Origin of the sequence: Mycobacterium sp. ITM-2016-00317 (assembly GCF_002968295.1) — a bacterium.
GTDB lineage: Bacteria > Actinomycetota > Actinomycetes > Mycobacteriales > Mycobacteriaceae > Mycobacterium.
This window is the reverse complement of the sequence record NZ_CP134399.1, coordinates 1441175-1463145: the sequence shown is the minus strand read 5'-3', so window position 1 is coordinate 1463145 and position 21971 is coordinate 1441175. Positions and strand designations below refer to the sequence as shown.

The 21971-nt window shown below is 66.5% G+C and carries 26 protein-coding genes; 15 read left to right on the top strand and 11 right to left on the bottom strand.

Annotation, left to right across the window (positions count from 1 at the left end):
- Positions 1–182: 182 nt before the first annotated feature.
- From C6A87_RS07030 to C6A87_RS07015, 4 genes are all read right to left on the bottom strand, one after another.
- Complete coding sequence (locus C6A87_RS07030; RefSeq protein WP_311116592.1) at positions 183–1592, bottom strand: polysaccharide biosynthesis tyrosine autokinase; 1410 nt, start codon at positions 1590–1592, stop codon at positions 183–185.
- 103 nt (positions 1593–1695) lie between these two features.
- Positions 1696–3546 (bottom strand): DUF4012 domain-containing protein, encoded by a 1851-nt coding sequence (locus C6A87_RS07025; RefSeq protein ID WP_311116591.1) that lies wholly within the window; start codon positions 3544–3546, stop codon positions 1696–1698.
- A gap of 104 nt (positions 3547–3650) precedes the next feature.
- Positions 3651–4070, bottom strand: coding sequence for a hypothetical protein (locus C6A87_RS07020; RefSeq protein ID WP_311116590.1), 420 nt, complete (start codon positions 4068–4070; stop codon positions 3651–3653).
- Positions 4071–4320: 250 nt separating this feature from the next.
- Positions 4321–5223 (bottom strand): endonuclease/exonuclease/phosphatase family protein, encoded by a 903-nt coding sequence (locus C6A87_RS07015; RefSeq protein WP_311116589.1) that lies wholly within the window; start codon positions 5221–5223, stop codon positions 4321–4323.
- Positions 5224–5489: 266 nt separating this feature from the next.
- Between C6A87_RS07015 and C6A87_RS07010 the strand changes: the two genes are divergently transcribed.
- From C6A87_RS07010 to C6A87_RS07000, 3 genes are read left to right on the top strand one after another with little or no spacing between them, the layout of a single operon-like run.
- Positions 5490–7118: an acyl-CoA carboxylase subunit beta gene (locus C6A87_RS07010; protein ID WP_311116588.1), complete on the top strand. Its 1629-nt coding sequence runs from the start codon at positions 5490–5492 to the stop codon at positions 7116–7118.
- Positions 7119–7148: 30 nt separating this feature from the next.
- A complete protein-coding gene (locus tag C6A87_RS07005) occupies positions 7149–7430 on the top strand; it encodes an acyl-CoA carboxylase epsilon subunit (RefSeq protein WP_311116587.1) in 282 nt (93 codons plus the stop codon).
- A 28-nt stretch (positions 7431–7458) separates the two neighbouring features.
- Positions 7459–8088 carry a nucleoside triphosphate pyrophosphatase gene (locus C6A87_RS07000; protein ID WP_311116586.1) on the top strand — a complete coding sequence of 210 codons (630 nt, stop codon included), beginning with the start codon at positions 7459–7461 and terminating at the stop codon, positions 8086–8088.
- Between the two features lie 9 nt (positions 8089–8097).
- Here the strand turns inward: C6A87_RS07000 and C6A87_RS06995 are convergent, their stop codons facing one another.
- From C6A87_RS06995 to C6A87_RS06980, 4 genes are all read right to left on the bottom strand, one after another.
- The gene (locus C6A87_RS06995; RefSeq protein WP_311117837.1) at positions 8098–8466 is read right to left on the bottom strand and encodes a hypothetical protein; all 369 of its coding nucleotides are present in this window, start codon (positions 8464–8466) and stop codon (positions 8098–8100) included.
- Positions 8467–8818: 352 nt separating this feature from the next.
- Complete coding sequence (locus C6A87_RS06990; RefSeq protein ID WP_311116585.1) at positions 8819–9172, bottom strand: hypothetical protein; 354 nt, start codon at positions 9170–9172, stop codon at positions 8819–8821.
- A gap of 112 nt (positions 9173–9284) precedes the next feature.
- The gene (locus tag C6A87_RS06985; RefSeq protein WP_311116584.1) at positions 9285–9638 is read right to left on the bottom strand and encodes a hypothetical protein; all 354 of its coding nucleotides are present in this window, start codon (positions 9636–9638) and stop codon (positions 9285–9287) included.
- 79 nt (positions 9639–9717) lie between these two features.
- Positions 9718–10089 carry a hypothetical protein gene (locus C6A87_RS06980; protein ID WP_311116583.1) on the bottom strand — a complete coding sequence of 124 codons (372 nt, stop codon included), beginning with the start codon at positions 10087–10089 and terminating at the stop codon, positions 9718–9720.
- 313 nt (positions 10090–10402) lie between these two features.
- On the opposite strand from C6A87_RS06980, the gene C6A87_RS06975 reads away from it, so the two are divergent.
- The 9 genes from C6A87_RS06975 to C6A87_RS06935 all read left to right on the top strand — a co-directional run bounded on the left by C6A87_RS06975 (position 10403) and on the right by C6A87_RS06935 (position 18709).
- On the top strand, positions 10403–11632 hold the full coding sequence (locus C6A87_RS06975) for an acyltransferase (protein WP_311116582.1): 1230 nt from the start codon (positions 10403–10405) through the stop codon (positions 11630–11632).
- Between the two features lie 33 nt (positions 11633–11665).
- Positions 11666–11872, top strand: coding sequence for a CopG family transcriptional regulator (locus C6A87_RS06970; RefSeq protein WP_311116581.1), 207 nt, complete (start codon positions 11666–11668; stop codon positions 11870–11872).
- On the top strand, positions 11869–12252 hold the full coding sequence (locus C6A87_RS06965; RefSeq protein ID WP_311116580.1) for a type II toxin-antitoxin system death-on-curing family toxin: 384 nt from the start codon (positions 11869–11871) through the stop codon (positions 12250–12252). The genes C6A87_RS06970 and C6A87_RS06965 overlap by 4 nt, the downstream gene beginning before the upstream one ends.
- 66 nt (positions 12253–12318) lie before the next feature.
- Entirely contained in the window at positions 12319–13215 is an 897-nt protein-coding gene (locus C6A87_RS06960) for a sulfurtransferase (RefSeq protein WP_311116579.1), read from the top strand.
- Positions 13212–13631, top strand: a complete 420-nt coding sequence (locus C6A87_RS06955; RefSeq protein ID WP_311116578.1) for a SufE family protein — start codon at positions 13212–13214, stop codon at positions 13629–13631. Before C6A87_RS06960 ends, C6A87_RS06955 begins: the two co-directional genes overlap by 4 nt.
- 85 nt (positions 13632–13716) lie before the next feature.
- Positions 13717–14967: an EAL domain-containing protein gene (locus tag C6A87_RS06950; RefSeq protein ID WP_311116577.1), complete on the top strand. Its 1251-nt coding sequence runs from the start codon at positions 13717–13719 to the stop codon at positions 14965–14967.
- A gap of 150 nt (positions 14968–15117) precedes the next feature.
- Positions 15118–16239, top strand: coding sequence for a GGDEF domain-containing protein (locus C6A87_RS06945; RefSeq protein ID WP_311116576.1), 1122 nt, complete (start codon positions 15118–15120; stop codon positions 16237–16239).
- Between the two features lie 123 nt (positions 16240–16362).
- Positions 16363–18168 (top strand): acetyl/propionyl/methylcrotonyl-CoA carboxylase subunit alpha, encoded by a 1806-nt coding sequence (locus C6A87_RS06940; RefSeq protein WP_311116575.1) that lies wholly within the window; start codon positions 16363–16365, stop codon positions 18166–18168.
- A 223-nt stretch (positions 18169–18391) separates the two neighbouring features.
- Positions 18392–18709 carry a hypothetical protein gene (locus C6A87_RS06935; protein ID WP_311116574.1) on the top strand — a complete coding sequence of 106 codons (318 nt, stop codon included), beginning with the start codon at positions 18392–18394 and terminating at the stop codon, positions 18707–18709.
- 68 nt (positions 18710–18777) lie between these two features.
- On the opposite strand, the gene C6A87_RS06930 is transcribed toward C6A87_RS06935, so the two are convergent.
- The gene (locus C6A87_RS06930) at positions 18778–19326 is read right to left on the bottom strand and encodes an NTP transferase domain-containing protein (protein ID WP_311116573.1); all 549 of its coding nucleotides are present in this window, start codon (positions 19324–19326) and stop codon (positions 18778–18780) included.
- Between the two features lie 244 nt (positions 19327–19570).
- Between C6A87_RS06930 and C6A87_RS06925 the strand changes: the two genes are divergently transcribed.
- The gene (locus tag C6A87_RS06925; RefSeq protein WP_311116572.1) at positions 19571–20005 is read left to right on the top strand and encodes an STAS domain-containing protein; all 435 of its coding nucleotides are present in this window, start codon (positions 19571–19573) and stop codon (positions 20003–20005) included.
- On the opposite strand, the gene C6A87_RS06920 is transcribed toward C6A87_RS06925, so the two are convergent.
- Positions 19976–20698 (bottom strand): RNA polymerase sigma factor SigF, encoded by a 723-nt coding sequence (locus tag C6A87_RS06920; protein ID WP_396837011.1) that lies wholly within the window; start codon positions 20696–20698, stop codon positions 19976–19978. The two genes, C6A87_RS06925 and C6A87_RS06920, sit on opposite strands and share 30 nt — an antisense overlap.
- Positions 20699–20760: 62 nt before the next feature.
- Entirely contained in the window at positions 20761–21195 is a 435-nt protein-coding gene (locus C6A87_RS06915) for an ATP-binding protein (protein ID WP_311116570.1), read from the bottom strand.
- Positions 21196–21304: 109 nt separating this feature from the next.
- Here C6A87_RS06915 and C6A87_RS06910 point away from each other — a divergent pair, with 109 nt between their 5' ends.
- Positions 21305–21433, top strand: a complete 129-nt coding sequence (locus C6A87_RS06910) for a hypothetical protein (protein WP_311116569.1) — start codon at positions 21305–21307, stop codon at positions 21431–21433.
- A 259-nt stretch (positions 21434–21692) separates the two neighbouring features.
- Complete coding sequence (locus tag C6A87_RS06905) at positions 21693–21929, top strand: CsbD family protein (protein WP_311116568.1); 237 nt, start codon at positions 21693–21695, stop codon at positions 21927–21929.
- Positions 21930–21971: the final 42 nt, after the last annotated feature.

Below are 21971 nucleotides of genomic sequence, written 5' to 3'. Positions count from 1 at the left end.
CTGGCATAATCTACCTAATCTCTTCCGCCTCGAAGCTGGCCAGTAACTCCAACTGGGCACCCCCATAATTCACCCTTTATGCGCATACTCATTCTGGATGCGCTAATAGGCAATTCTTCTCAAAGCCGCCGCAATCACCGCACTCACGCCTCCCGCGGCTGTCGGGTGATTATCGCAAAACTTCAGCCGTCCAGCGACTTTGATTTGTCCTCTGCGGAGGGCGGAGCATGCCGCGGCGTTTCTGTTCCATAATAGGAATAGCTGTATCCGTATGATGAGCTCCCGCGCGTCGGCATCATCGTGAAAACAGCTCCCAACACAGGCGCACCGACGCTGTGGAGGCTGCTAACAGCGTGAGTAAGCTGATCCTTTTTCGTACTGCCGTGTCTTGCTATCACGAGAACACCGTCGGCGCCGGCCGCCATGATGGCCGCATCCGTCACTGCCAGCAACGGCGTCGAGTCGACTACGACATAGTCGTACTGTGAACGCAATTCGCTAAGTAAGCGCCTGGCCGATTGCGAACCCAACAACTCGCTTGGGTTCGGAGGAATCGACCCTGACGTCAGTACTGTCAGGCCCGGGAACCTGGTCTTTTGCAGGGCCTCGCCCAGAAGGGCGCGGCCGCTGAGCACTGTGCTGAACCCAACCGGTTGCAAGAGATCCAGATACTGATGCAGCGAAGGGCGACGCATGTCCCCGTCCACTAGCAGTACCTTGTGATCCGCTTCGGCCAGTGCAAGGGCAAGGTTAATTGCCGTGGTGGATTTTCCTTCGCTTGGCACCGAGCTGGTCACCACCAAGACACGAGGTGGGCTGTCGATCGCCAAAAATTGAAGATTCGTCCTTAACTTGCGGAATGCCTCAGCAGTCGCAGCGTTGTCTGTCTCGAACGAAATCGCCGGCTGCTTGCGCCTTTCCTTGTCGAGGGGTATTGCCCCGACTACGCCGACACCTGTTATCTCTTCGAGGTTCTCTCGCGTTTTCACTGTGTTGTCCAGCATGTCTCTTACGAGCGCGAGCGCAATTCCTAGGACCAGGCCCACTCCGAGACCTAGAGCGATATTCCGTGCTGTTTGGGGCACGACCGGTTCTTGCGGAATCGACGCGCGTTGCTCGACAACCACCCGTGCGTCCGGTGTTGCACCGTCCTCCGGCGTCTCGAGTTCACGGATCATGGCGACAAACTCGTCCGAAAGGGTATTAGCAATGTCCCGCGCGCGAACAGGCGATGCATCCAACACGTCAACATTGATCAACACCGTGTCGGGTTTCGCACTGGCCTTTACATTGTGTCGCAATTGATCTGCGGTCATGTCGAGCTGAAGCTTGTCGATAGTGCGTTGCGCCAGGGTCTGCCCCATCAGCAATTCCGTATAAGAAATCACTCGTTCTTGCGAAAAGCGGTTTCCCTGGTAAGCCTCCGCTAACGAAGAACCTGCCGTCGTTGACACAAATAGTCTTGTTGAGGCTTGGTACAGCGGTGTGGTGACCAGACTCATCACCACCGCAACCAGAACAGCTGCGGCTACCGTCACGCAGACGGTTACCCACCTGACCTTAAATAGTTTTAGATAGTCCTGCAGATTCAACGTTGCCCTTCCGATGTTGAGAGCCCCGCACTCCACACGCTACGAATAGCCGGCTTTGCCTGTCCCAAAATGCCGCCTCCGACCACGAGTAGACCCCTTTTGGCTAACCCGAGCACTCTGGCACCGTGACCACAGGGATGACGTCGTCCACCAATGGCTGCACGGGGACGCGTGCGGCACCCGGGGCTGTCGGTTCCGACAGGCGGAAGACAAGTTCCCCTGACTGCCCCGGGGGGATCAGGACCTGCACTTCGAACGACGGATGTCCGAGCTCATTGCTTCGAGTGAACGGCACACGTTCACCGTTGGCGAGCACGCTCACCACGGATGCGTTCGTGGTGGCCAGCAGACGCACCGACGAAACCATGGTGCCGTGTGGCACCTCGAACGGGACGTTGGCGACAAGCCCTTCGGTACCGGCCACATAATCAGGCAGTGGGGCATTCGCCGGCGCGGTGTTGTTCATCCGCACCGTGACAGTCGACATTCTGGTCTGGCCATCACAGCCATCTGCCACGTACTCAATGCTCCGCTGAAGGTAGTAATCCATCTTATTGCCGCCGAGGTTATTGATCACAACGTTGGCATACGGCGCGGGATCGTCAGGTACCACGTGCGCGAGGGGTGTCTCCTCCAGAAGTGCCTGCTCTTCGGGCACCGCGCTCCAGACGGCGATCCGGCGTTCACTGACCGCCTTGCCTAACGCGTCCAGTAGGGCCCGTGGTGACTCGACGGGCGCTGTCACCTTCTGAACTACGAGGTTGGCGATGTCTTGCAGGTAGTTCTTTCGCGCCACCTGGTCGGTGGGGAAACGAACGTACGCGGTCGACTCGGTCAGTTCGACAACATTGTCTCGTGTGACGACCTCCCCGTCCGGCATGGTCACGGACCCAACCGCGCCAAGCACATAGCTGAGCGCGATGGGATCGATCGCGATGACGCCGTCGACATTCATGCCGGTCTTCTGCGCCCACATCGACTTCCAGATCTGTGCAGCATTGGGAAAGTGCGGACTCTGGTTGCTGTTGCGGTAGTCCGTCTTTGGATTGGTGAACCCGTACTGCTGGTTGAATTCCGGGCCCAAGTCGACCGTCGCCACGGCATCCGTCAGTTCGGTGTTCTTCCCGAGATCTTCGACGACAGGTTTCCCGTCCTCGAACCTAAGCACTCCGAAACCACCGAGCAGCCCACCCGTGCCGCGCGCTTCGGCGTTGGTCTGGAAGCCCATGAAATAGGTGCGCGGCCCGTCGGCGCCCATCATCGACGGTACGAGACGTGCCGCCAACGCGGTGTTCTCGAGGAGGCCGGCTAGTTCCGTTGTCTGGTCCTGCAATTGTGAACGCGCATCGCGTAGCAGCGAGAGGTACCCGGGATCTGAGATCCCGGCTGCTTCGGCATCGAGCCGCGCAGCGTCCTCCGACAACTTGGCCAACTGCGGCTCTTCGTCGCGCAGCGCCTGGACGTCGACGCGACCGTCCACATACAACCGGTCGGGTGAGATCGAGACGCCGACGTCGGTGGAGGGCTTCAGCACATCGGCGGCGAGACCGAGCACTACATCGGATACCTGCTGCCCGGTCTTGAACGGGCTGCCCAGCCACGGGATGACCGACGCGATGTTCCACGGCACCGAATGCGTGGCGTCGCGTGCGCTCCGCGCATGTACCGTCGCTTCGTCGGCGAATCGGGATGCGTCTTCGGTGTCACCCTGCAGCAGCGCGTCTTTGGCCTGTTGGGCGCTGGTGCGCGCCTGCTCCAAACTGTCTTTCGCGTCAAACGCGCGCACACCTAGCCAGACACCGAAAGCTATGACAACGACAATCAGCGCCAGAGCGGTCCACACCGCTCCGTGCCGGTCGTGCAGCCAGTGAAACCGGCGCTCGTCGTCGTTTGTTGACAGATCATCGCCATCGTCCGGCCGATCGCCGAACGGACGGCGGGAGAACTTATTCACTTAGAAGGATTCCCGTGGTCGGTGGATTCTCGTTACCTGGGCAGAACACGCAGATGGGACTGCCATCAATGGCAGTCCCATCTGACTAACCGCATGTACGAGGATCAGCAGCCCCGGCTGATCGAGGCCTTAACCGAGAAGTAGGGCCCGAGCGAAACCGTGACACCGAAGATGCAGGCGTCAAAGTTGAGCTGACCGAGCCAGCCGAACCAGCGCTTGACGAAGCCCGGGATCAGCGCCGCGGTGTTGAAGTCAAGGATGGTGGTTTTCGGCGGGGCGTCCGGCCGCGCCGGACCGAACCAGACCCAACCACCTTGCTGCGCAATGGAAGCCGCGCCGAGAACCGGAGCAGCGGCGATGTTGGCCAGTTCGGACATCGCCGGCGCCGTGGGCGCGGGCAGTGCGATGTCGGCGTTGGCAGCGACGGCAGGCGTCAAGGCCGCCGCAGCAGCCACCGCCGTGGCCGCAGTGGCCACCTGGAACTTGGTGCTTACCTTCGACATTTTTGCGGCCACTGTAGCCATATCCCCCTCGTTTCACTCCGGTTGAGTTAGCTGAAAATATGTCAGACTCCCGGGGGCCTGTCAACTGGAACGCGCAAAGTTACGAGATGTTCTCTTCCGACCGGTAAAACCGCCAATCACCAGCGTTTCTTCGTTTCAGGCGTGTTTCACAGCAACCCCCGAGTAAGCCATTTTCGGCCCCAATCCACCGTCGTAGGTGCGACCCCTAGCATGTTTGCTGGCGAGCCATTCTCTTGGCATTTACTCAGGTTCACAGGTTTGTGGACGGAATCTTGACCGTGGCTAGAAGTGCACGGTGGTCGGTGCCACTCACCGAAACAGCCGTGACAGAGGCCACCGCAGCCTGCCGCGTCAACACGTGATCGATGGTGATGACCGGGGGCACCGCGGCGTTCGACGGGAACGTCGGCGCGAGACCCGTCCCGGTGGAGGCAACCGCGTCGCGGTAGCTGTTTGTCAGCAGGTCGCGGAACTGGCGCATATCCGGTGTGCTGTTGAAGTCCCCAGCCGCAATGACCGTTCCCGAGTCCACGGCGTGCGCCAGACCCTCGAGCCTCGATTTGGTCGCCACCATCGCATTTCGCCAGCTGTCGAACGACGCCATCGGGGAGGTGACATGCACGCTGGCCACCGCGACCTCGGCGGATGCGCCTGGCACCTTCACGCGCGCCGCGACCATGCTCGAATTCCAGAAGCGCGTCGGCGATACCGGGGTCAGCGGATGGCGGCTCCATATCCCGTTGCCGCCTGCCTTCGCGGCGGGGAACAGGATCGAATACGGAAACGCCTCGTGGATGCCGGCGACGTGGAAACGGCGCACTGATTCGGCCGTCAACTCCGTCACCGTGACGACGTCGGCGTTGTCAACAGCCAGGCGAACGAACTCGGCAGGCTCGGCGCGCCCGTACCGCAGGTTCGACGACAACACCCGCACCTCGACGTGCTCGCCGACGTCCTGGGCGTCGCCGCCGTAGTACCAGCGCACTTGGATCCCCAGTGACACCACCACGACGACCACCGCCACGATCGACAAGACCGCCCGGCGCTGCAGCACCGCCAGGGCAAGTCCGAGCGTGGCGACGAACACCGTGTACGGGGCGCCCACCGCAATTACCAGCGCAACAACGTTGGTCAGCGGCAGTGCGCGGATCACCAGCGTGATCGCCGAAAACGTCAGCACCGCAACGGTTATGACGAGGAGCAGTCGCGCCTTCCATGAGCACGCCCGGGGCCTTCCGGAAAAAATAAGTCGAGTCCTCCCCCTGTGCCGCCCCCGCGGATGACGGCACGCTATCAAGCACGCCGCACCGCCGCCGGGAACGAGAGGGCCGATGCCCCTCCCCGCCTCGCCAGTATTTCTAAGGGACTAGTAAGGGCCACCCGCGACACCCCGGCAGCACGCCGTTAGCATCAGGAGCTATGACCAGCGTGACTGAGCCGTCTGCCGAGCACGAGATCGACATCCACACCACCGCCGGAAAGCTGGCCGACCTGCGCAAGCGCGCAGCGGAGGCCAAGCACCCGGTCGGCGAGGCCGCCGTGGAGAAGGTGCACGCCAAGGGCAAGCTGACGGCGCGCGAGCGCATCCTCGCGCTGCTGGACGAGGGCTCGTTCGTGGAGCTGGACGCGCTGGCGAAGCACCGCAGCAAGAACTTCGGGCTGGAGAAGAACCGCCCAACCGGCGACGGCGTGGTCACCGGCTACGGCACCATCGACGGCCGTGACGTCTGCGTGTTCAGCCAGGACGCCACCGTGTTCGGCGGCAGCCTCGGCGAGGTGTACGGCGAGAAGATCGTCAAGGTCCAGGAGCTGGCCATCAAGACCGGCCGCCCCCTGATCGGCATCAACGACGGCGCCGGCGCCCGCATCCAGGAAGGCGTGGTCTCCCTCGGCCTCTACAGCCGCATCTTCCACAACAACATCAAGGCCTCCGGCGTCATCCCGCAGATCTCGCTGATCATGGGCGCCGCGGCCGGCGGGCACGTCTACTCCCCCGCGCTGACCGACTTCGTCATCATGGTCGACCAGACCAGCCAGATGTTCATCACCGGCCCCGACGTCATCAAGACCGTCACCGGCGAGGACGTCACCATGGAAGAGCTCGGCGGCGCCCACACCCACATGTCCAAGTCGGGCACCGTGCACTACGTGGCCTCCGGCGAGCAGGACGCGCTGGACTACGTCCGCGACCTGCTGTCCTACCTGCCGCCCAACAACTACGCCGAGCCGCCGCGCTACCCGGCCCCGCTGGCCGACGCCCCGATCGAGGAGAGCCTCACCGACGAGGACCTCGAGCTCGACACGCTGATCCCGGACTCGCCGAACCAGCCCTACGACATGCACGAGGTCATCACCCGCATCCTCGATGACGACGAGTTCCTCGAAGTCCAGGCCGGCTACGCGGGCAACATCCTGATCGGCTTCGGCCGCGTCGACGGCCGCCCGGTGGGCATCGTGGCCAACCAGCCCACCCAGTTCGCCGGCTGCCTGGACATCAACGCCTCGGAGAAGGCCGCGCGGTTCATCCGCACGTGCGACTGCTTCAACATCCCGATCGTGCTGCTGGTCGACGTTCCCGGCTTCCTGCCCGGCACCGACCAGGAGTTCAACGGCATCATCCGCCGCGGCGCCAAGCTGCTCTACGCCTACGGTGAGGCCACCGTCGCCAAGGTCACCGTCATCACCCGCAAGTCCTACGGCGGCGCGTACTGCGTGATGGGCTCCAAGGACATGGGCGCCGACGTCGTGGTGGCCTGGCCGACCGCCCAGATCGCCGTGATGGGCGCCTCCGGCGCGGTGGGCTTCGTCTACCGCCAGCAACTCAAGGAAGCCGCGGCCAACGGCGAGGACGTCGACGCGCTGCGCCTGAAGTTGCAGCAGGAGTACGAGGACACCCTGGTGAACCCGTACATCGCCGCCGAGCGCGGCTACGTCGACGCGGTGATCCCACCGTCGCACACCCGCGGCTACGTCGCCACCGCACTGAAGCTGTTGGAGCGCAAGGTCGTTCAGACCCCGCCGAAGAAGCACGGCAACATCCCGCTCTGATCCGCTGCCTCAGACAAGGATTCACCACCCATGAACCATGACGCCGACATCGTCGAGGTCTCCGATCCGCGCGACCTGACGATCGACGATCCGCGCCAACCGGACCCGCACTTCCAGGTCGTCAACGGCGAGCCCACCGTCGAGGAACTCGCCGCGCTGGTCGCCGTGCTGGCCGGCGCCGGCGGCGGCGCAGCAGCCGACCCGGGCCCGCAGGAACTCAACCCGTGGGGCCATCCCGTCGACAAGCTGCGCTACGACGTCACCAGCTGGCAGCGGGTGACCCTGCTGGAACGCATGCACATGAGGCGATGAGCGCTCGCGCGAAGAGCAGACAAGCTCGATGACGCGCGTCGTGCTCGCGTCGGCGTCCCAGGGCCGGCTCGGCGTGCTGCGCCAGGCCGGCATCGACCCGGACGTGATCGTCTCCGACGTCGACGAGGACGCCCTTCTCGCGTCACTAGACCCTGATCTGCCGCCGGAGGCGGTGGTGGCCAAGCTGGCGAACGCCAAGGCTCTCAGTGTCGCGGCCGAGCTGCCCGAGGAGCTGATGGCCGACTGCGTGGTCATCGGCTGTGATTCGATGCTGTTCCTCGACGGCACCCTGCGCGGCAAGCCCGGCTCCGCGGAAGCGGCTCGCGCGCAATGGATGTCGATGGCAGGCGCGGCGGGCCACCTGCTCACCGGGCATGCACTGCTGCGGATATCCGACGGCGTCATCACCCACACCGAGGTCGACACCGGCAGCACCAAGGTGCATTTCGGCCAGCCCACCGAGGTCGAGATCGCCCGCTACGTCGACAGCGGTGAACCCCTTTACGTGGCAGGCGCTTTCACGCTCGACGGGCTCGGCGGATGGTTCGTCGACCGCATCGAGGGCGACCCGTCGAACGTGATCGGCATCAGCCTTCCGTTGGTGCACCGCTTGGTGCGCCGGGCGGGCCTGGCCATCTCGGACCTGTGGCGCGCGTAGCTCCCGGCGTCAGCAGCCGCGGCTGAAGCCGATCGACAGCGTGCCGTAGGGCCCGATCCGGGCGTTCAACCCCAGGAAGCACGCGGTGAAGTTGATCCGCTCGAACCACCCGAACAGCGGCCGCAGGAACCCCGGCACCAGCGCGAGCGGCGAGAACGTCACCACTGGGGTGTAGGTCGGGCCGTCGTCCCTGGTCTGGCCGAACCAGATCCAGGACCCCTGCTCGGCGAACGACACCGAGTTGATCAACGGCGCCGCCGCGATATCGGTGAGCGCAGGTGCGGCGGGCACCGGGAGGCTGATGTCCGCCTGCGCGGCCACCGCCGGCGTCAGGATCGCAGCAGCGGCAATCCCGCAGGCGGCAGCCCCCACCTGCATCTTCGTTCCGGCGCCCGACATTCTTTCGGCAAAAGTAGACATATCCCCCACACCCTCCCCATTGGATTAGCTACCAGCGTGCTGCCGCGCAGGTGCGATGTCAATCTCAAATGGGGATCTGCGCATGCGTTCTGTGCATGGGGAAATATCGGCTGACCAGTTTGTTTATTGCAGATCGGGGGCCGTCTGCGGTACTCCGCCGATCCGTCGCCGGACCCGCCGACAGGCCCCTGGGGGCACGCGGCAAGTTTGCTGAGTGGCTACTCGCGTTCGGTCGACACAGGTGGAGCCATAATCAGCGGCCAGCCCGCTTCGCCGCGCCGTGCGTAGCGAAGTGAGAATCCGCGTCCGGCTAGGAGCAGCCGCGACTTCCCGGCCGCTTCACGTAGAGGATGACGCGCATCGTCTTCTGCGAGATCGCCCGTCCCGCACTAGGACTCTGGGCGCATACTTCCCAGTTCTGCTGATTGATGACCTCGCGGACGTCCTTGCGGTTGACGAACCGCAGATCCAGCTCGGCGTTACTGGTGGCGGCGTGCAGGGTGCGTACCGCGCGCTGCAGCACCATGGTGCGCACCTCCGGCATGATCAGCGGCGCACTCGCGGTGGGCGCCGGCGCCTGTGCGACCGCCTCGTTGGCCGCCCCGGCCGGCGCCGAGACACCCAGGGTGGCACCGAGCGTCAAACCCGCGGCGATGACGGGCACGAAAATCTTCTTCAGCAACATCAGATCCCTTGGTTTCGAGTCCCTGTCACCTTAATCAACGGCACACAGGCAACTCACAGCCCAAGGTCACGATTTACTTACGAAGCTTGGGTCAGCAGCCGATCGCCGGTCGCGCCAACGCGAACGTGACCGTCCGCGGCTTCTCCCCGACCGGCACGCTGCTGTCGGCCGATGGCGACTGCCCGCACACGACCCAGTTCGTGTAGTTGTAGACGACCTGGTTGAACTGCCGGTCGTAGACGTTGAACCGGACGTTCTTCTCCCCCGCAGCCGCGACCACGCTGTCGACCGCGTTCTGCAGGACCTCCTCGCGCACCGCCGGCATCGTCCAGGTTTCCGCGTCCTGCGCTGCCGCGACCGGTGCGACGACTACCCCGCCTGCGACGAACACCCCTACGGTCGCCGCCGCGACCGCGATGCTTCGCCAATTCCCCTTGAGTTCCATGGGAAAAGCTTAGAGGCAGCGCGGTATCCCGCCAATGGCTTCCATGGCAATCCGCCCGGGCGAATCGCCACGTCCTGCCCTAGGCCCCGCAAGCCTCCCCGCCGGGTCGCTCGACCAACAGCGTCACCGACGTCGTCTTGTCCTTCGACAGCGGGGTGCCCGCCGCCGGTGACTCACCGCAGACCACCCAGTCCTCGAGGTTGTAGACCGCCTCGTGGTTGGGCGCCACCGTCTTGAACGTCAGTGCCTTGTTCTCGACGACACCCTCGACGTCCTGCTCGGCCCTGAACAACATTTCGTCCTTCACGTCGGGCATCACCCACGCCGCGTTGGGTTCCTTGTACTGGATCAGCGCGTCATCGGCGTGCGCTGCCGCCGGTCCCGCGGTCACGACCGCCCCGGCCCCGGCCGCGCAGACGCTCATCGCCGCCGCCACGAATGCTCTGTTCATTGGGGCCCCTTGCTGTCGGTATGGCCTGCTCAGAGTAAGTCCGCCGGCGCTCGGTGGCCGGAATCTCAAGCACACCGGCAGGACTCACCCAGCTATCCCGCAGGTGAAGCCTGCGCCCACCGCGTCACTACCGCGCAGCCACAGAGGTGACATCGCACACGTCAGGTTGCCAAAAGTCGTGAGGCGGGGAAGATAGCGAAGAACTGACACGAACCGCATGACGCGATGCCGGGGGGGCAAATTCGTGGTTACAAAGCTCGATCAATGGCGCGAATCCGAAAGTCGTCGACGCCGACGCGCACAACGAGCAAATTTGCGGCTGGACATCCAGGGGTTGCGTGCGGTCGCGGTGCTGGCCGTGTTCGCCCACCACCTGTGGGGTGTGCCTGTCGGCGGCTTCGTCGGAATCGACGTGTTCTTCGTGATCACCGGGTTCTTCGTCACCGAGAGCCTGTTGCGGGCCGCGGCCGACGACGGCGCGCCGTCGCTGCGCAGCTATTACTGGGACCGGATACGCCGCATCGCACCCAGCGCAACGCTCGTGCTGGTCGCGACCGTCGTCGCCGCTGTGTACGTTCTGCCGCCGCCGGCTGCCCGCGACATCGGTACCGACGCGCTGTACGCGTTCTTCTTCGTCGCCAACTGGCATTCCGCGGTCACCGGCACCGACGTCCTCACCGCCGCCGACACCGCGTCTCCGCTGCTGCACTACTGGCCGCTGTCGATCGAGGAGCAGTTCCTGGTTCTCTGGCCGCTGGTGCTTGTGGGCATCACCGCGGCCGCGGTGCGTAGCGCCTGGAGTCACGAGCGTTGGCTGGCCCGGATCGCCGCGGCCACCGGCCTTCTCGTCGTCGCCTCGTTCGCCTGGGCTCTCTACGCCACGTCGGCGTTCCCGACCTGGGCCGTCGTCGACACCGCCGCGCGCGCCTGGGAACTCGGCGTCGGCGCGCTGCTGGCGACTGCGACCGGAGCGCTGACCCGCCTACCGGAATGGGTGCGCCCGCTGCTGTCCTGGGCCGGGGTCGGGCTGATCGGCGTGAGCATGATCGCCCTCAACGGGTCGGCCGGTTTCCCGGCCCCATGGGCCCTGCTCCCGGTGACCGGCACCGTGCTCGTCATCGCCGCCGGTGTCGGAAGTGAACCCGCGCTACAGGGGTTCCTGCGCAACCGGGCCATCACCTACGTCGGCGACCTGTCGTACGCGCTGTACCTGGCGCACTGGCCGGTGATCGTGCTGCTGGCCGCGATGATGGAGCCCGGCGTCTATTACTACGCCAGCGTGCTGACGCTGACCTTCGGGCTGGCCGTCGCGGTGCACCATCTCGTCGAGAACCCGCTGCGCTATGCGAGCGTCGACGCGTGGCGCCAGGCCCGCGAAGACATGCGGCACGGCCTCTACCACGCCGAACTGCGGACCAAGATCGCCGCGGTCGCGGCGCTGGTCCTGATCACGCTCAGCGTTATCAGCTACGCGATGCGCCCCGATGCGCTGGAGAGCCCGCCCGCACCGCCGCCCGCCGATGTAGGCAGCCTCAGCCCATGAGCCGGGCGGTATCAGACAGGTATCATCGCGGTCATGGGAATGACCCTGCGCCCGAACGACGAACAGGCAGAGGCGTTGCGGCGACAAGCCGCCGCCGAGGGCCGGTCGATGCAGGCCGTCGCACTTTCGGCGATCGACGAGTACATCGACCGGCGCGCGCATAAGACGCGGGTCGCGACCGAATTGCAGCGTGTCGTCCGTGAAGAAGCCAGGCTCCTGGAACGACTGAAGGACGCGTGATCCACTACCTCGACCTCGAGGACCTGCTGGACATCGCGCGCGCCGCCGTCGGCCCCGATGTGGCTGTGAGGGACTACGGCCTTCTGGAGTCGGCACAGGCACGGCCGCGGGCGACAGTGCTCGGCGAAGACGCGTATCCGGACCTTCATCTCAAGGCTGCGGCTCTGTTTCAGTCGTTGGCGCGCAACCACCCTCTCGTTGACGGGAACAAGCGACTCGCGTGGACCGCGTGCTTGACGTTCCTGGGCATCAACGGCCATTCCGTTCGCGCGCCTGAGGACGACCGGTTCGCGTTCGTCATCGCTGTCGCGGCCGGGACGATCACCGATCTGGGCGAGATTGCGGCACGTCTGCAGGCCTGGAGCACCAGCCCCGCCTGAGCCCGGCGCCACCTCGTCGCGCCATCACCCAAAACCGTGCCCCACCTCCCCGGTAGGCTCGGGGACGTGCCACTACCCGCTGATCCCAGCCCCGCCCTGCAGTCCTATGCCCACCCGGAACGGCTCGTCACCGCCGACTGGCTGTCGGGCAATCTCGGCCGGCCCGGGCTGGCCATCGTGGAGTCCGACGAGGACGTGCTGCTCTACGACACCGGCCACATCCCCGGCGCGGTGAAGATCGACTGGCACACCGACCTCAACGACCCGCACGTGCGCGACTACATCACCGGCGAGCAGTTCGCCGAGCTGATGAACCGCAAGGGCATCTCCCGCGACGACACCGTGGTGATCTACGGCGACAAGAGCAACTGGTGGGCCGCCTACGCGCTGTGGGTGTTCACCCTGTTCGGCCACCCCGACGTGCGACTGCTCGACGGTGGGCGCAACCTGTGGATCTCCGACGGCCGCGACACCACCCTGGATGTGCCGGACAAGCAGACCACCGGCTACCCCGTCGTGGAACGCAACGACGCCCCCATCCGGGCGTTCAAAGAGGACGTGCTCGAGATCCTCGGCAAGCAACCGCTGATCGACGTGCGCTCGCCGCAGGAGTACACCGGCGAACGCACCCACATGCCCGACTACCCCGAAGAGGGCGCGCTGCGCGGCGGCCACATCCCGACCGCGGTGTCGATCCCGTGGGCCAAGGCCGCGCTGGACAACGGCAAGTTCCGCAGCCGTGCCGAACTCGACGACCTCTACGGTTTCCTCTCCCCCGAGGAGCACACCGTCGTGTACTGCCGCATCGGCGAACGCTCCAGCCACACCTGGTTCGTGCTGACCCACCTGCTCGGTCTGCCCGGCGTGCGGAACTACGACGGCTCCTGGACCGAGTGGGGCAACGCCGTGCGTGTGCCCGTCGCGGTCGGCGAGGAGCCCGGCGAGGCCCCCGGCAACGCATGAGTGTGAGCGACATGCCGGCTCCGCTGGCCGAGGTGGTCTCGGACTTCAAAGAAGTTGAGGGGCAAGACAAGCTGGCCCTGCTGCTGGAGTTCGCCGGGGAGCTGCCACCGCTGCCCGCCGAGCTCGAAGAGGCCGCGATGGAACCGGTGCCCGAGTGCCAGTCGCCGCTGTTCCTGCACGTCGACGCCGACGACCGCGCACACGTGCGGCTGTACTTCAGCGCACCGGCCGAAGCGCCCACCACCCGCGGGTTCGCCGCGATCCTGGCCACCGGCCTGGACGGGCAGTCCGCCGACGACATTCTGGCCGTGCCCGACGACTTCTACACCGACCTCGGCCTGGCCAAGCTGATCAGCCCACTGCGGCTGCGCGGCATGTCGGCGATGCTCGCCCGGATCAAGAACCGGCTCAAGTAGCCCGACCCGTCCCGAACCCCGATTAACATCGTCCCCACGGGGCACTCCCGCCGACGATGACGATCCACTCGTAGTTGGGCACTCGATGACGGACACACTCGATGCCGCGGTTGCCGGCGCCGGGCTGGTCCCTGCCTTCCAACGTGTCGTCTCCCTGCCCGGCGAGATGCCAGTGGGCTACGAGGCGCTCGCCCGCTGGCCGTCGATGACCGGCGTGACACCCCAGGACGTCTTCTCGCACGCCGGCCGGACCGGCCGGCTCGACCTGCTCGACCGCGAATGCATCAGCGCCGCAGCGCGCCGCGCGCTGCACGGCCCGTCCACAGACGGGATGCTGCTGCTGCTCAACTGCGAGCCCGCGACCGCCCACGTCGACTCCCGCTCCGATGCAGCGCTGGCCGCGGCCGCGGAGAAGTTCCACCTCGTCTTCGAGCTCACCGAACGCGGACTGCTGACCGACCCCCGGGCTCTGCTGCGCAAGGTGGCGGCGCTGCGCGAACTCGGCTTCGCGATCGCCCTCGACGACATCGGAGCGCACCGGGACTCGCTGGCACTGCTCGACATCGTGGCGCCGGACATCCTCAAACTCGACCTCGGCCTGATCCAGCAGCAGGCCGACCGGCATCAGGCACGTTGCGTGGCCGCTGTCCTCGCCCACCACGAACGCACGGGCGCGACGATTCTCGCCGAGGGGATAGAGACCGACGCCCACCTCGAGCAGGCTCTGGCCTACGGCGCGACGCTGGGCCAGGGGTATCGGTTCGGCCAGCCCGCCGCGCTGACCGAACCGGCGCTGAAGTACCCACGGCCGACCTCACAGGCCTGGTCCCCACAATCATCCGGACAATCGGTGTTCGAGACCTCGACACGCGGCATCACGTCCCGCGTCGTGCGCAAACGAATACTGCTCGAACTGTCCCGGCACATCGAGCGGCTCGCTCTGAGCGCCGACAGCCCGCCGATCGTGCTGGCGACGGTCCAGAAGCGGGTCAACTTCGACTCCGCGACCCGCGCCGTGTACACCGGGATCGCCCGCCGATCGCCGCTCGTCGCGGTCTTCGGCCGCGACCTCCCCGACGATCCGGGCCCCGGGATCCGGGGCGTGCGCCTCGATCCGGACGACCCCGTGACGCAGGAATGGATCGTGGTCACGATCGGAACGGACAATGCCGCCGCCCTGATCGCCCGCGAACTACCGGCCACCGGGGACAGCCGCGATCGGATCTTCGAACTGGTCGTCACGTTCGACCGCCGACGCGTGGCCGACACCGCGCGCAGCCTGCTGGACCGGCTGCCCTCCGCGACGTCTCAGTACAGCACCGCCGGCGCCGGATGAGGACCGCCGAGGCGGCTCGCTCGACACGCAAACAGATTTAATGTTCTGTTCATCGACAGGCGCGCTGACCGCTAGTCTCTAGCTAACACTCCACCGCCCGTGTCGGGGGCTTCGAGTGGCAGGGAATTCTGGAATCTGAGCGGGGGATTCGTGGGGGCGATCAGGCGTTGGTGGCAACAGCCGGATCAATACGACTGGCTTTCCAGCTACATGCACGCCCGCAGCTTCGCCCGCCCCGCCCAGACCCTGATGGCGATCATCGCCGCATCCGGAGCGCTGGTCCCGGCCAACGCACTGTGGGGTCCGACACCGACCAACCACACCGCCCACGTCGCCCTCGGCGCGGTCGCCGGCGCAGTCGGCCTCGGGTATGCAGTGCTGTGGGTGACCCGCTGGCCCACCCGCAACCAGTCCATCGGCTTCGCACTGTGCATCTGCGTGTGCATCGCGCTGGGCAGCCTGACCGCCGCCGACCCGGAGATCGGGCTGATGGCGTGCGCCGCGCTGGCCGTGACCGGCGGCTATCTGGCCTTCTTCCACTCCGCCCGGCTGGTCACCGCCAACCTCGCGGTGGCGGTCGGCGTCGCCGCGTTCCACGTCCTGCACATGGCCGCCGACGGCCAGGCGGTGCTCGGGCTGACGATGTTGTTCCTCGTTCTCGAGCTCAACGCCGGCGTCCCGCTGGCCATCCAGATCATGGTGCACGCGCTGGGCATCGACCTGATCCAGTCCGACCGGGACCCACTGACCGGGCTGCTCAACCGCCGCTCCTTCGAACGGGCCGTCGTCGCCGCGGTGCTCGACGGCCAGCGCAACGGCAGCTTCCTGGCCTTCGCCATGATCGACCTCGACCGCTTCAAACAGCTCAACGACACCCTCGGACACAGCACCGGCGACGACGCACTGGTATCGGTGGGCCGTCAGCTGTGCACACACCTGCCCGGCTCGGCGATCGTCGGCCGCGTCGGCGGCGAGGAGTTCCTGGTCGCCGACGTCACCTCCACCCCCATCGCGGAATCCCTCGGTGAGCAGGCCCGCACGGCGGTCAGCGCGACGCGCTACGAGCTGACCGGCAGCGTCGGCACCGCCAGCGTGGCGGTGGCCTCCCTGAACGCCGGCAACATCGTCGACGCGCTGCACTGGCTCACCGCCCAGGCGGACGTCGCGATGTACAGCGCCAAGCGCGCCGGCGGTGACCGGGTGCGCCACCACACTCTCGCGCGGCGGGCCGAGCAGGTCAGCCCCCGCGAGGACGCGCCCCAACGACCGTAGGCAGGCCCCCGGGGTTACCGGCGGGTAAGGGACCGGCTCGCCGACACTCGAATTGGGCTGCATAAACTTCGCGAGTTATCTTCTTTAAAAAGCTCTTAAAGATTCATGCCATCAGGAGGCGCAGTGGCCAGTCACGCCAGCTCAAAGATCTCCAAGGTGCTAGTCGCCAACCGCGGGGAGATCGCCGTCCGGGTCATCCGTGCAGCAAAAGACGCCGGTCTGCAGAGCGTGGCGGTCTACGCCGAGCCTGACGCCGACGCACCCCACGTGCGGCTGGCCGACGAAGCGTTCGCCCTCGGCGGCCAGACTTCCGCCGAGTCCTACCTCGTGTTCGAGAAGCTCCTCGACGCCGCCGCCAAGTCCGGCGCCAACGCCATCCACCCCGGCTACGGCTTTCTCTCCGAGAACGCCGACTTCGCCCAGGCCGTCCTCGACGCCGGCCTGATCTGGATCGGCCCCAGCCCGCAGTCCATCCGCGACCTCGGCGACAAGGTCACCGCTCGCCACATCGCGGCCCGGGCCAACGCACCGCTGGTGCCCGGCACCCCGGATCCGGTCAAGGACGCCGACGAGATCCTGGCCTTCGCCAAGGAACACGGCCTCCCCATCGCGATCAAGGCCGCGTTCGGCGGCGGCGGCCGCGGCATGAAGGTCGCCCGCACCCTCGAAGAGATCCCCGAGCTGTTCGACTCGGCCACCCGCGAGGCTGTCGCCGCGTTCGGCCGCGGCGAGTGCTTCGTCGAGCGCTACCTCGACAAGCCCCGCCACGTCGAGGCCCAGGTCATCGCCGACACCCACGGCAACGTCGTCGTCGCAGGCACCCGCGACTGCTCGCTGCAGCGCCGCTTCCAGAAGCTCGTCGAGGAGGCTCCGGCGCCGTTCCTGACCGAAGCCCAGCGCAAAGAGATCCACGAGTCGGCCAAGCGCATCTGCAAGGAAGCCGGCTACTACGGCGCGGGCACCGTCGAGTACCTGGTCGGCCAGGACGGCCTCATCTCGTTCCTCGAGGTCAACACCCGCCTGCAGGTCGAGCACCCGGTCACCGAGGAGACCTCCGGCATCGACCTGGTGCTGCAGCAGTTCAAGATCGCCAACGGCGAAGCCCTTGACATCACCGAGGACCCGACCCCGCGCGGCCACTCCTTCGAGTTCCGCATCAACGGCGAGGACGCCGGCCGTGGCTTCCTGCCCGCCCCCGGCCCGGTCACCAAGTTCGAGCCGCCCACCGGCCCCGGCGTGCGCATGGACTCCGGCGTCGAGTCCGGCTCGGTCATCGGCGGACAGTTCGACTCGATGCTGGCCAAGCTGATCGTCACCGGCGCCACCCGCGACGAGGCGCTGGCCCGTTCCCGGCGTGCGCTGGCCGAGTTCAACGTCGAAGGCCTCGCAACCGTCATCCCGTTCCACCGCGCCGTGACGGCCGACCCCGCGTTCATCGGCGACGGCGAGAAGTTCGACGTGCACACCCGCTGGATCGAGACCGAGTGGAACAACACCGTCGAGCCCTTCACCGGCGGCGACCCCATCGACGAGGAGGACACCGTCCCCCGCCAGACCGTCGTGGTCGAGGTCGGCGGGCGGCGCCTGGAGGTCTCGCTGCCCGGTGACCTGGCGATCGGCAACGGCGGCGCACCCGCCCACGGCGCGATCCGCAAGAAGCCCAAGCCGCGCAAGCGTGGTGGCGGCGGCGCCGCCGCGGCGTCCGGCGATGCCGTGACCGCCCCGATGCAGGGCACCGTGGTCAAGGTCGCCGTCGAGGAAGGCCAGACCGTCGCGGCCGGCGACCTGGTGGTGGTGCTGGAGGCCATGAAGATGGAGAACCCCGTCACCGCGCACAAGGACGGCGTCGTGACCGGGCTGTCCGTCGAGGCCGGTGCGGCGGTCACCCAGGGCACCGTGATCGCGGAGCTCAAGTCCGCCGCCGAGTAGGTCTTACCGAAAACGGGGCGTCATCAGAGGATGACGCCCCGTTTTCGTTGTATTTGGTCAAAGAATCCCTACGGACACCCGAGAGGGCTATCGTTTGCCCCAGTTCGGCCCGCGGGTTGCTGGATGACCAGGCGGTCCAAGGAACCGAGGGGTGGAAAACGGCCCCGTTGCCACGGCAGCGGGGCCGTCCCATGTCCGGACCCGCACATGGCAAGCTGTCCGGGTGGAGCCCGTCGAGATCAACGCCGGGGCGTGGTATCTGCGTGCGCTGCGCGCCGATGACCGCGTCGACGACCGGCCCGCGCTCGCCGAACTCGGTGAGCACCGCCCCGGCTACGTCGATTCCCTTGCTGCGCAATGGTTGTCGGAGACCCTGTACTCGTGGGCGGTCTGCGAGCCGACCACCGGCGAGCTGCTGGCCGAGGTGACGCTGGACCCGGCGACCGGCCTCGTCGCCACCCGCGCCCGGCCAAGCCATGACGACGCCGCCCGTACCGGCTCCGAGGCGGTGTCCCGCTTCGCTGCCGCGGTGTTGGGCTGACCGCATTCCCAGCGAATCCGGCGCGCCAGAGCACCCTTGGGGTGCCTGAACGCGCCGGATTCCCGGAATTACCGTGCGTCGACGTCGAGTCCGGTGCCCAGGTCCGCACAGTCGACGTCGACGACGTCGTCGCGGGCGGCCAGGAAAGGCCCGGCGCCGACGTCACCGGACAACGTGTCCAGCAGCGCGGGCCAGTGCCTACGGGCGATGACCACCGGGTGCCCCGGCCGCGCGCCGTAGCGCGCGCGGGCCAGCCCTGCCTCCGACGCCCGCGCAGCCGCCAGCACCCGCCGCACCGCCGCGGCCCCCACGTCGGGGGTGTCCACAGTCGTCAGCACGACGAAATCCGCAGCCTCACGCGCGGCCCGCACCCCGGCGCGCACCGATGCGCTCAACCCGTCGGCCCAGTCCTCGGCCACCACCGCCCGTGCGGGCGCGGGAACGTCGACGAGCGCGGCCCCCAGCACCACCACCACGTCACCGCAGCCGCCGCCGTGCAGCGCGGCCACGCTCGCGCGCAACCAGGCGCCGTCGGCGGCAAGCACCTTCGGCATCCCGAACCGGGTACCCGCGCCCGCGGCGAGCACCACCCCGGTCGCCGAATCATCTTGTGTCACAGCGGAACATCCCACTCTCGTCCGGCGGGGGCGACGGCGGCGCCCCCTGCTGAGGATTTGGTAATAACCTGCTTTATCGGTGTCCAAGATCACGGTATGGGCGTATGGTTTCACACAGGGTTGAATTCACAGCCTGGGAAGCGTCATCGTCACCACACGGGGCTTCGTTCCCGTGGAGGCTTTGAGAATCTAGGGCCCCGCCTTGGCGTGAAAACAGCATTCGCGCTAGTGAATGGATTCCATCGTGCAACACGTCCCAGAACAACATCCGGTTCCCGACCAGGACAGCGTCGTCTGCCACACGGCACGCTTCGAAACGAGTTGGCCGGAACCCACCACTGCCATCGTCGCCGGCCACGGCGAGCTCGACGCCGCCAACGGCATCGAGTTCGTCAACTACGCGCTGCGCAACTCCGACAAGACGCAGTACCTCGTCGCGGATCTGTCCGGACTGACCTTCTTCTCCACCGCCGGGTTCTCCGCGCTGCACACGCTCAACGTGCAGTGCGTCAGCGGCGACATCCGGTGGGCGCTGGTCCCCAGCAACGCCGTCAAACGGCTCCTGCGAATCTGCGACCCGGACTCGGCGCTGCCGATCTGCCCCGACGTCGCCGAGGCGCTGACCGCGGTGCAGGCCGATCCCCCGTGCTCACTCCAACTGGTCACGGAGCCGCGCTAGCGACTTCGCGAGCAGCCGGGAGACGTGCATCTGCGAGATGCCGACCCGCTCGGCGATCTGCGTCTGCGTCATCGACTCGAAGAACCGCAGCACCAGCACCGTACGTTCCCGCTCGGGCAGCTGCGCCAGCAGCGGCCGCAGCGCCTCACGGTTCTCGATCTGGTCCAGCGTCAAGTCCACGTCGCCGAGGGTGTCGGCGATAGCCGGAGCGTCCTCATTGCCGCTGCCGCCGGAGTCGATCGACAACGTGTTGTAGGAACTGCCCGCGACCAGGCCCTCGATCACCTCGTCGCGGTCCATCTCCAGTTCGGCGGCCAGCTCGGTGGCCGTCGGAGCCCGACCCAGGCGCTGCGACAGCTCGGCCGTGGCCGCACCCAGCCGCAGGTGCAGTTCCTTGAGCCGGCGCGGCACCTTCACCGACCAGCTGTTGTCGCGGAAATGCCTGCGGACCTCGCCCATGATGGTCGGCACCGCAAAGGACACGAAGTCCGAACCGGCGTTCACGTCGAACCGGATCACGGCGTTGACCAGGCCGACGCGGGCGACCTGAACCAGATCGTCGCGCGGCTCACCGCGACCGTCGAAGCGACGCGCGATGTGATCGGCCAACGGAAGGCAACGCTCGACGATGCGGTCACGCTGACGCTGGAAAGCCGCCGAGCCCTCCTCGAGCTCGGCCAGCGCGCGGAACATCGCAGCGACGTCCGCGTATTCAGAGCTCGATCGAGACGACGAACCCTGGGACGACGACCGGGTCACTGCAACGAACTCGCTCGCCTCGTCGTCATGGAGATACCGAAGACCTCGCCGTCCGCAGCCGACTGCCCGTCGGAGAACGTGGTGACCTCGTCGGTCAGCGAACTCAGCACGTGCCAGCTGAAGCTGCCCGGCGCGAGGATGTCGGTGCTGTCGCAGGTGGTCGACGCGTGCACAACCAGCGCATCGGGCTGCGGATCGACCACGACCAGCAGGGTCGAGTCGGGCACCGCGGACCGGATCAGTCGCGTGCACGCCTCGTCGACGGCCAGGCGCAGGTCTGCCACCGCGTCGAAATCGAGATCCTCGAACGTGCCGATCGCCGCCACCAGCGTGCGCAGCACGGCCAGGTTCTCCAGCGCGGCTGCCACGCGCAGTTCTACCGACTGCGCGCCGCGACGCAGTCCATTGCTGTGGCTCGCCACATCGGCCATCTGACCTCCCGGAAACTTCCCAGCGACATTACCCCAGGCTGTATCGCCGTTATTCATGGGCGCACCGAGCGCCGGTTAACGGCATCGCGACCCCGGGTAACCGGGGTTTATGACTCAGCACACCAACCCGCTGCGCCGGATTCTGGCAGTCGCCGGTATCACGTTGGCGGTCCTGATATTGACGGTCGTCGCGACATACGCGGGCGCTTTCCTGATACTGGCGCCGATGATGCAGTGACGCGCACGGTGGGGTGGTCATCATGGTGCGGACTCAGTACCCCACGCTCCGTGCAGACCAAACCCCTCTTCGCGTGTTCTTTCACTGCTCGTTCTCCCGCGCAGCGTTTGCCGGCATCGGCCCGCAAACCCATTGCCGCTGAGAGATGTCGGGTGTGACCGCGGTCATCTGTTTAGCCATCGAGCGCTTCGGGAAGCCAGGGTGTGGCTCAAACGACGGGGCGCTGAGGCCCCATCCACCCAGCGAGCGGAAGGCAAGCATGACCGAGAAGAACAGTGGTCCCGAAGAAGGCATCAAGGGCGTCGTCGAGGACGTGAAGGGCAAGGCCAAGGAAACTGTCGGCACCGTCACCGGTCGCGACGACATGATCCGCGAGGGCAAGGCCCAGCAGGACAAGGCCGATGCACAGCGCGACGTGGCCGAGAAGGAAGCCGAGGCCGAGTCGGCCCGCGCCGGCGCCAAGGCCGCCGAGAAGCGCCAGGAAGCCAACCAGTAAGACGCAGTAAGACCGCAGGGACGGGTCTGACCGGGCAACCGG

Coding starts and splice junctions, on each gene's coding strand:
- C6A87_RS07020 (WP_311116590.1), bottom strand. CDS start 4,070: ATGGCTACAGTGGCCGCAAAAATGTCGAAGGTAAGCACCAAGTTCCAG.
- C6A87_RS07010 (WP_311116588.1), top strand. CDS start 5,490: ATGACCAGCGTGACTGAGCCGTCTGCCGAGCACGAGATCGACATCCAC.
- C6A87_RS07005 (WP_311116587.1), top strand. CDS start 7,149: ATGAACCATGACGCCGACATCGTCGAGGTCTCCGATCCGCGCGACCTG.
- C6A87_RS07000 (WP_311116586.1), top strand. CDS start 7,459: ATGACGCGCGTCGTGCTCGCGTCGGCGTCCCAGGGCCGGCTCGGCGTG.
- C6A87_RS06995 (WP_311117837.1), bottom strand. CDS start 8,466: ATGCAGGTGGGGGCTGCCGCCTGCGGGATTGCCGCTGCTGCGATCCTG.
- C6A87_RS06985 (WP_311116584.1), bottom strand. CDS start 9,638: ATGGAACTCAAGGGGAATTGGCGAAGCATCGCGGTCGCGGCGGCGACC.
- C6A87_RS06980 (WP_311116583.1), bottom strand. CDS start 10,089: ATGAACAGAGCATTCGTGGCGGCGGCGATGAGCGTCTGCGCGGCCGGG.
- C6A87_RS06970 (WP_311116581.1), top strand. CDS start 11,666: ATGGGAATGACCCTGCGCCCGAACGACGAACAGGCAGAGGCGTTGCGG.
- C6A87_RS06955 (WP_311116578.1), top strand. CDS start 13,212: ATGAGTGTGAGCGACATGCCGGCTCCGCTGGCCGAGGTGGTCTCGGAC.
- C6A87_RS06950 (WP_311116577.1), top strand. CDS start 13,717: ATGACGGACACACTCGATGCCGCGGTTGCCGGCGCCGGGCTGGTCCCT.
- C6A87_RS06920 (WP_396837011.1), bottom strand. CDS start 20,698: ATGTTCCGCGCGCTGGCCGAGCTCGAGGAGGGCTCGGCGGCTTTCCAG.
- C6A87_RS06915 (WP_311116570.1), bottom strand. CDS start 21,195: ATGGCCGATGTGGCGAGCCACAGCAATGGACTGCGTCGCGGCGCGCAG.
- C6A87_RS06910 (WP_311116569.1), top strand. CDS start 21,305: ATGACTCAGCACACCAACCCGCTGCGCCGGATTCTGGCAGTCGCCGGT.
- C6A87_RS06905 (WP_311116568.1), top strand. CDS start 21,693: ATGACCGAGAAGAACAGTGGTCCCGAAGAAGGCATCAAGGGCGTCGTC.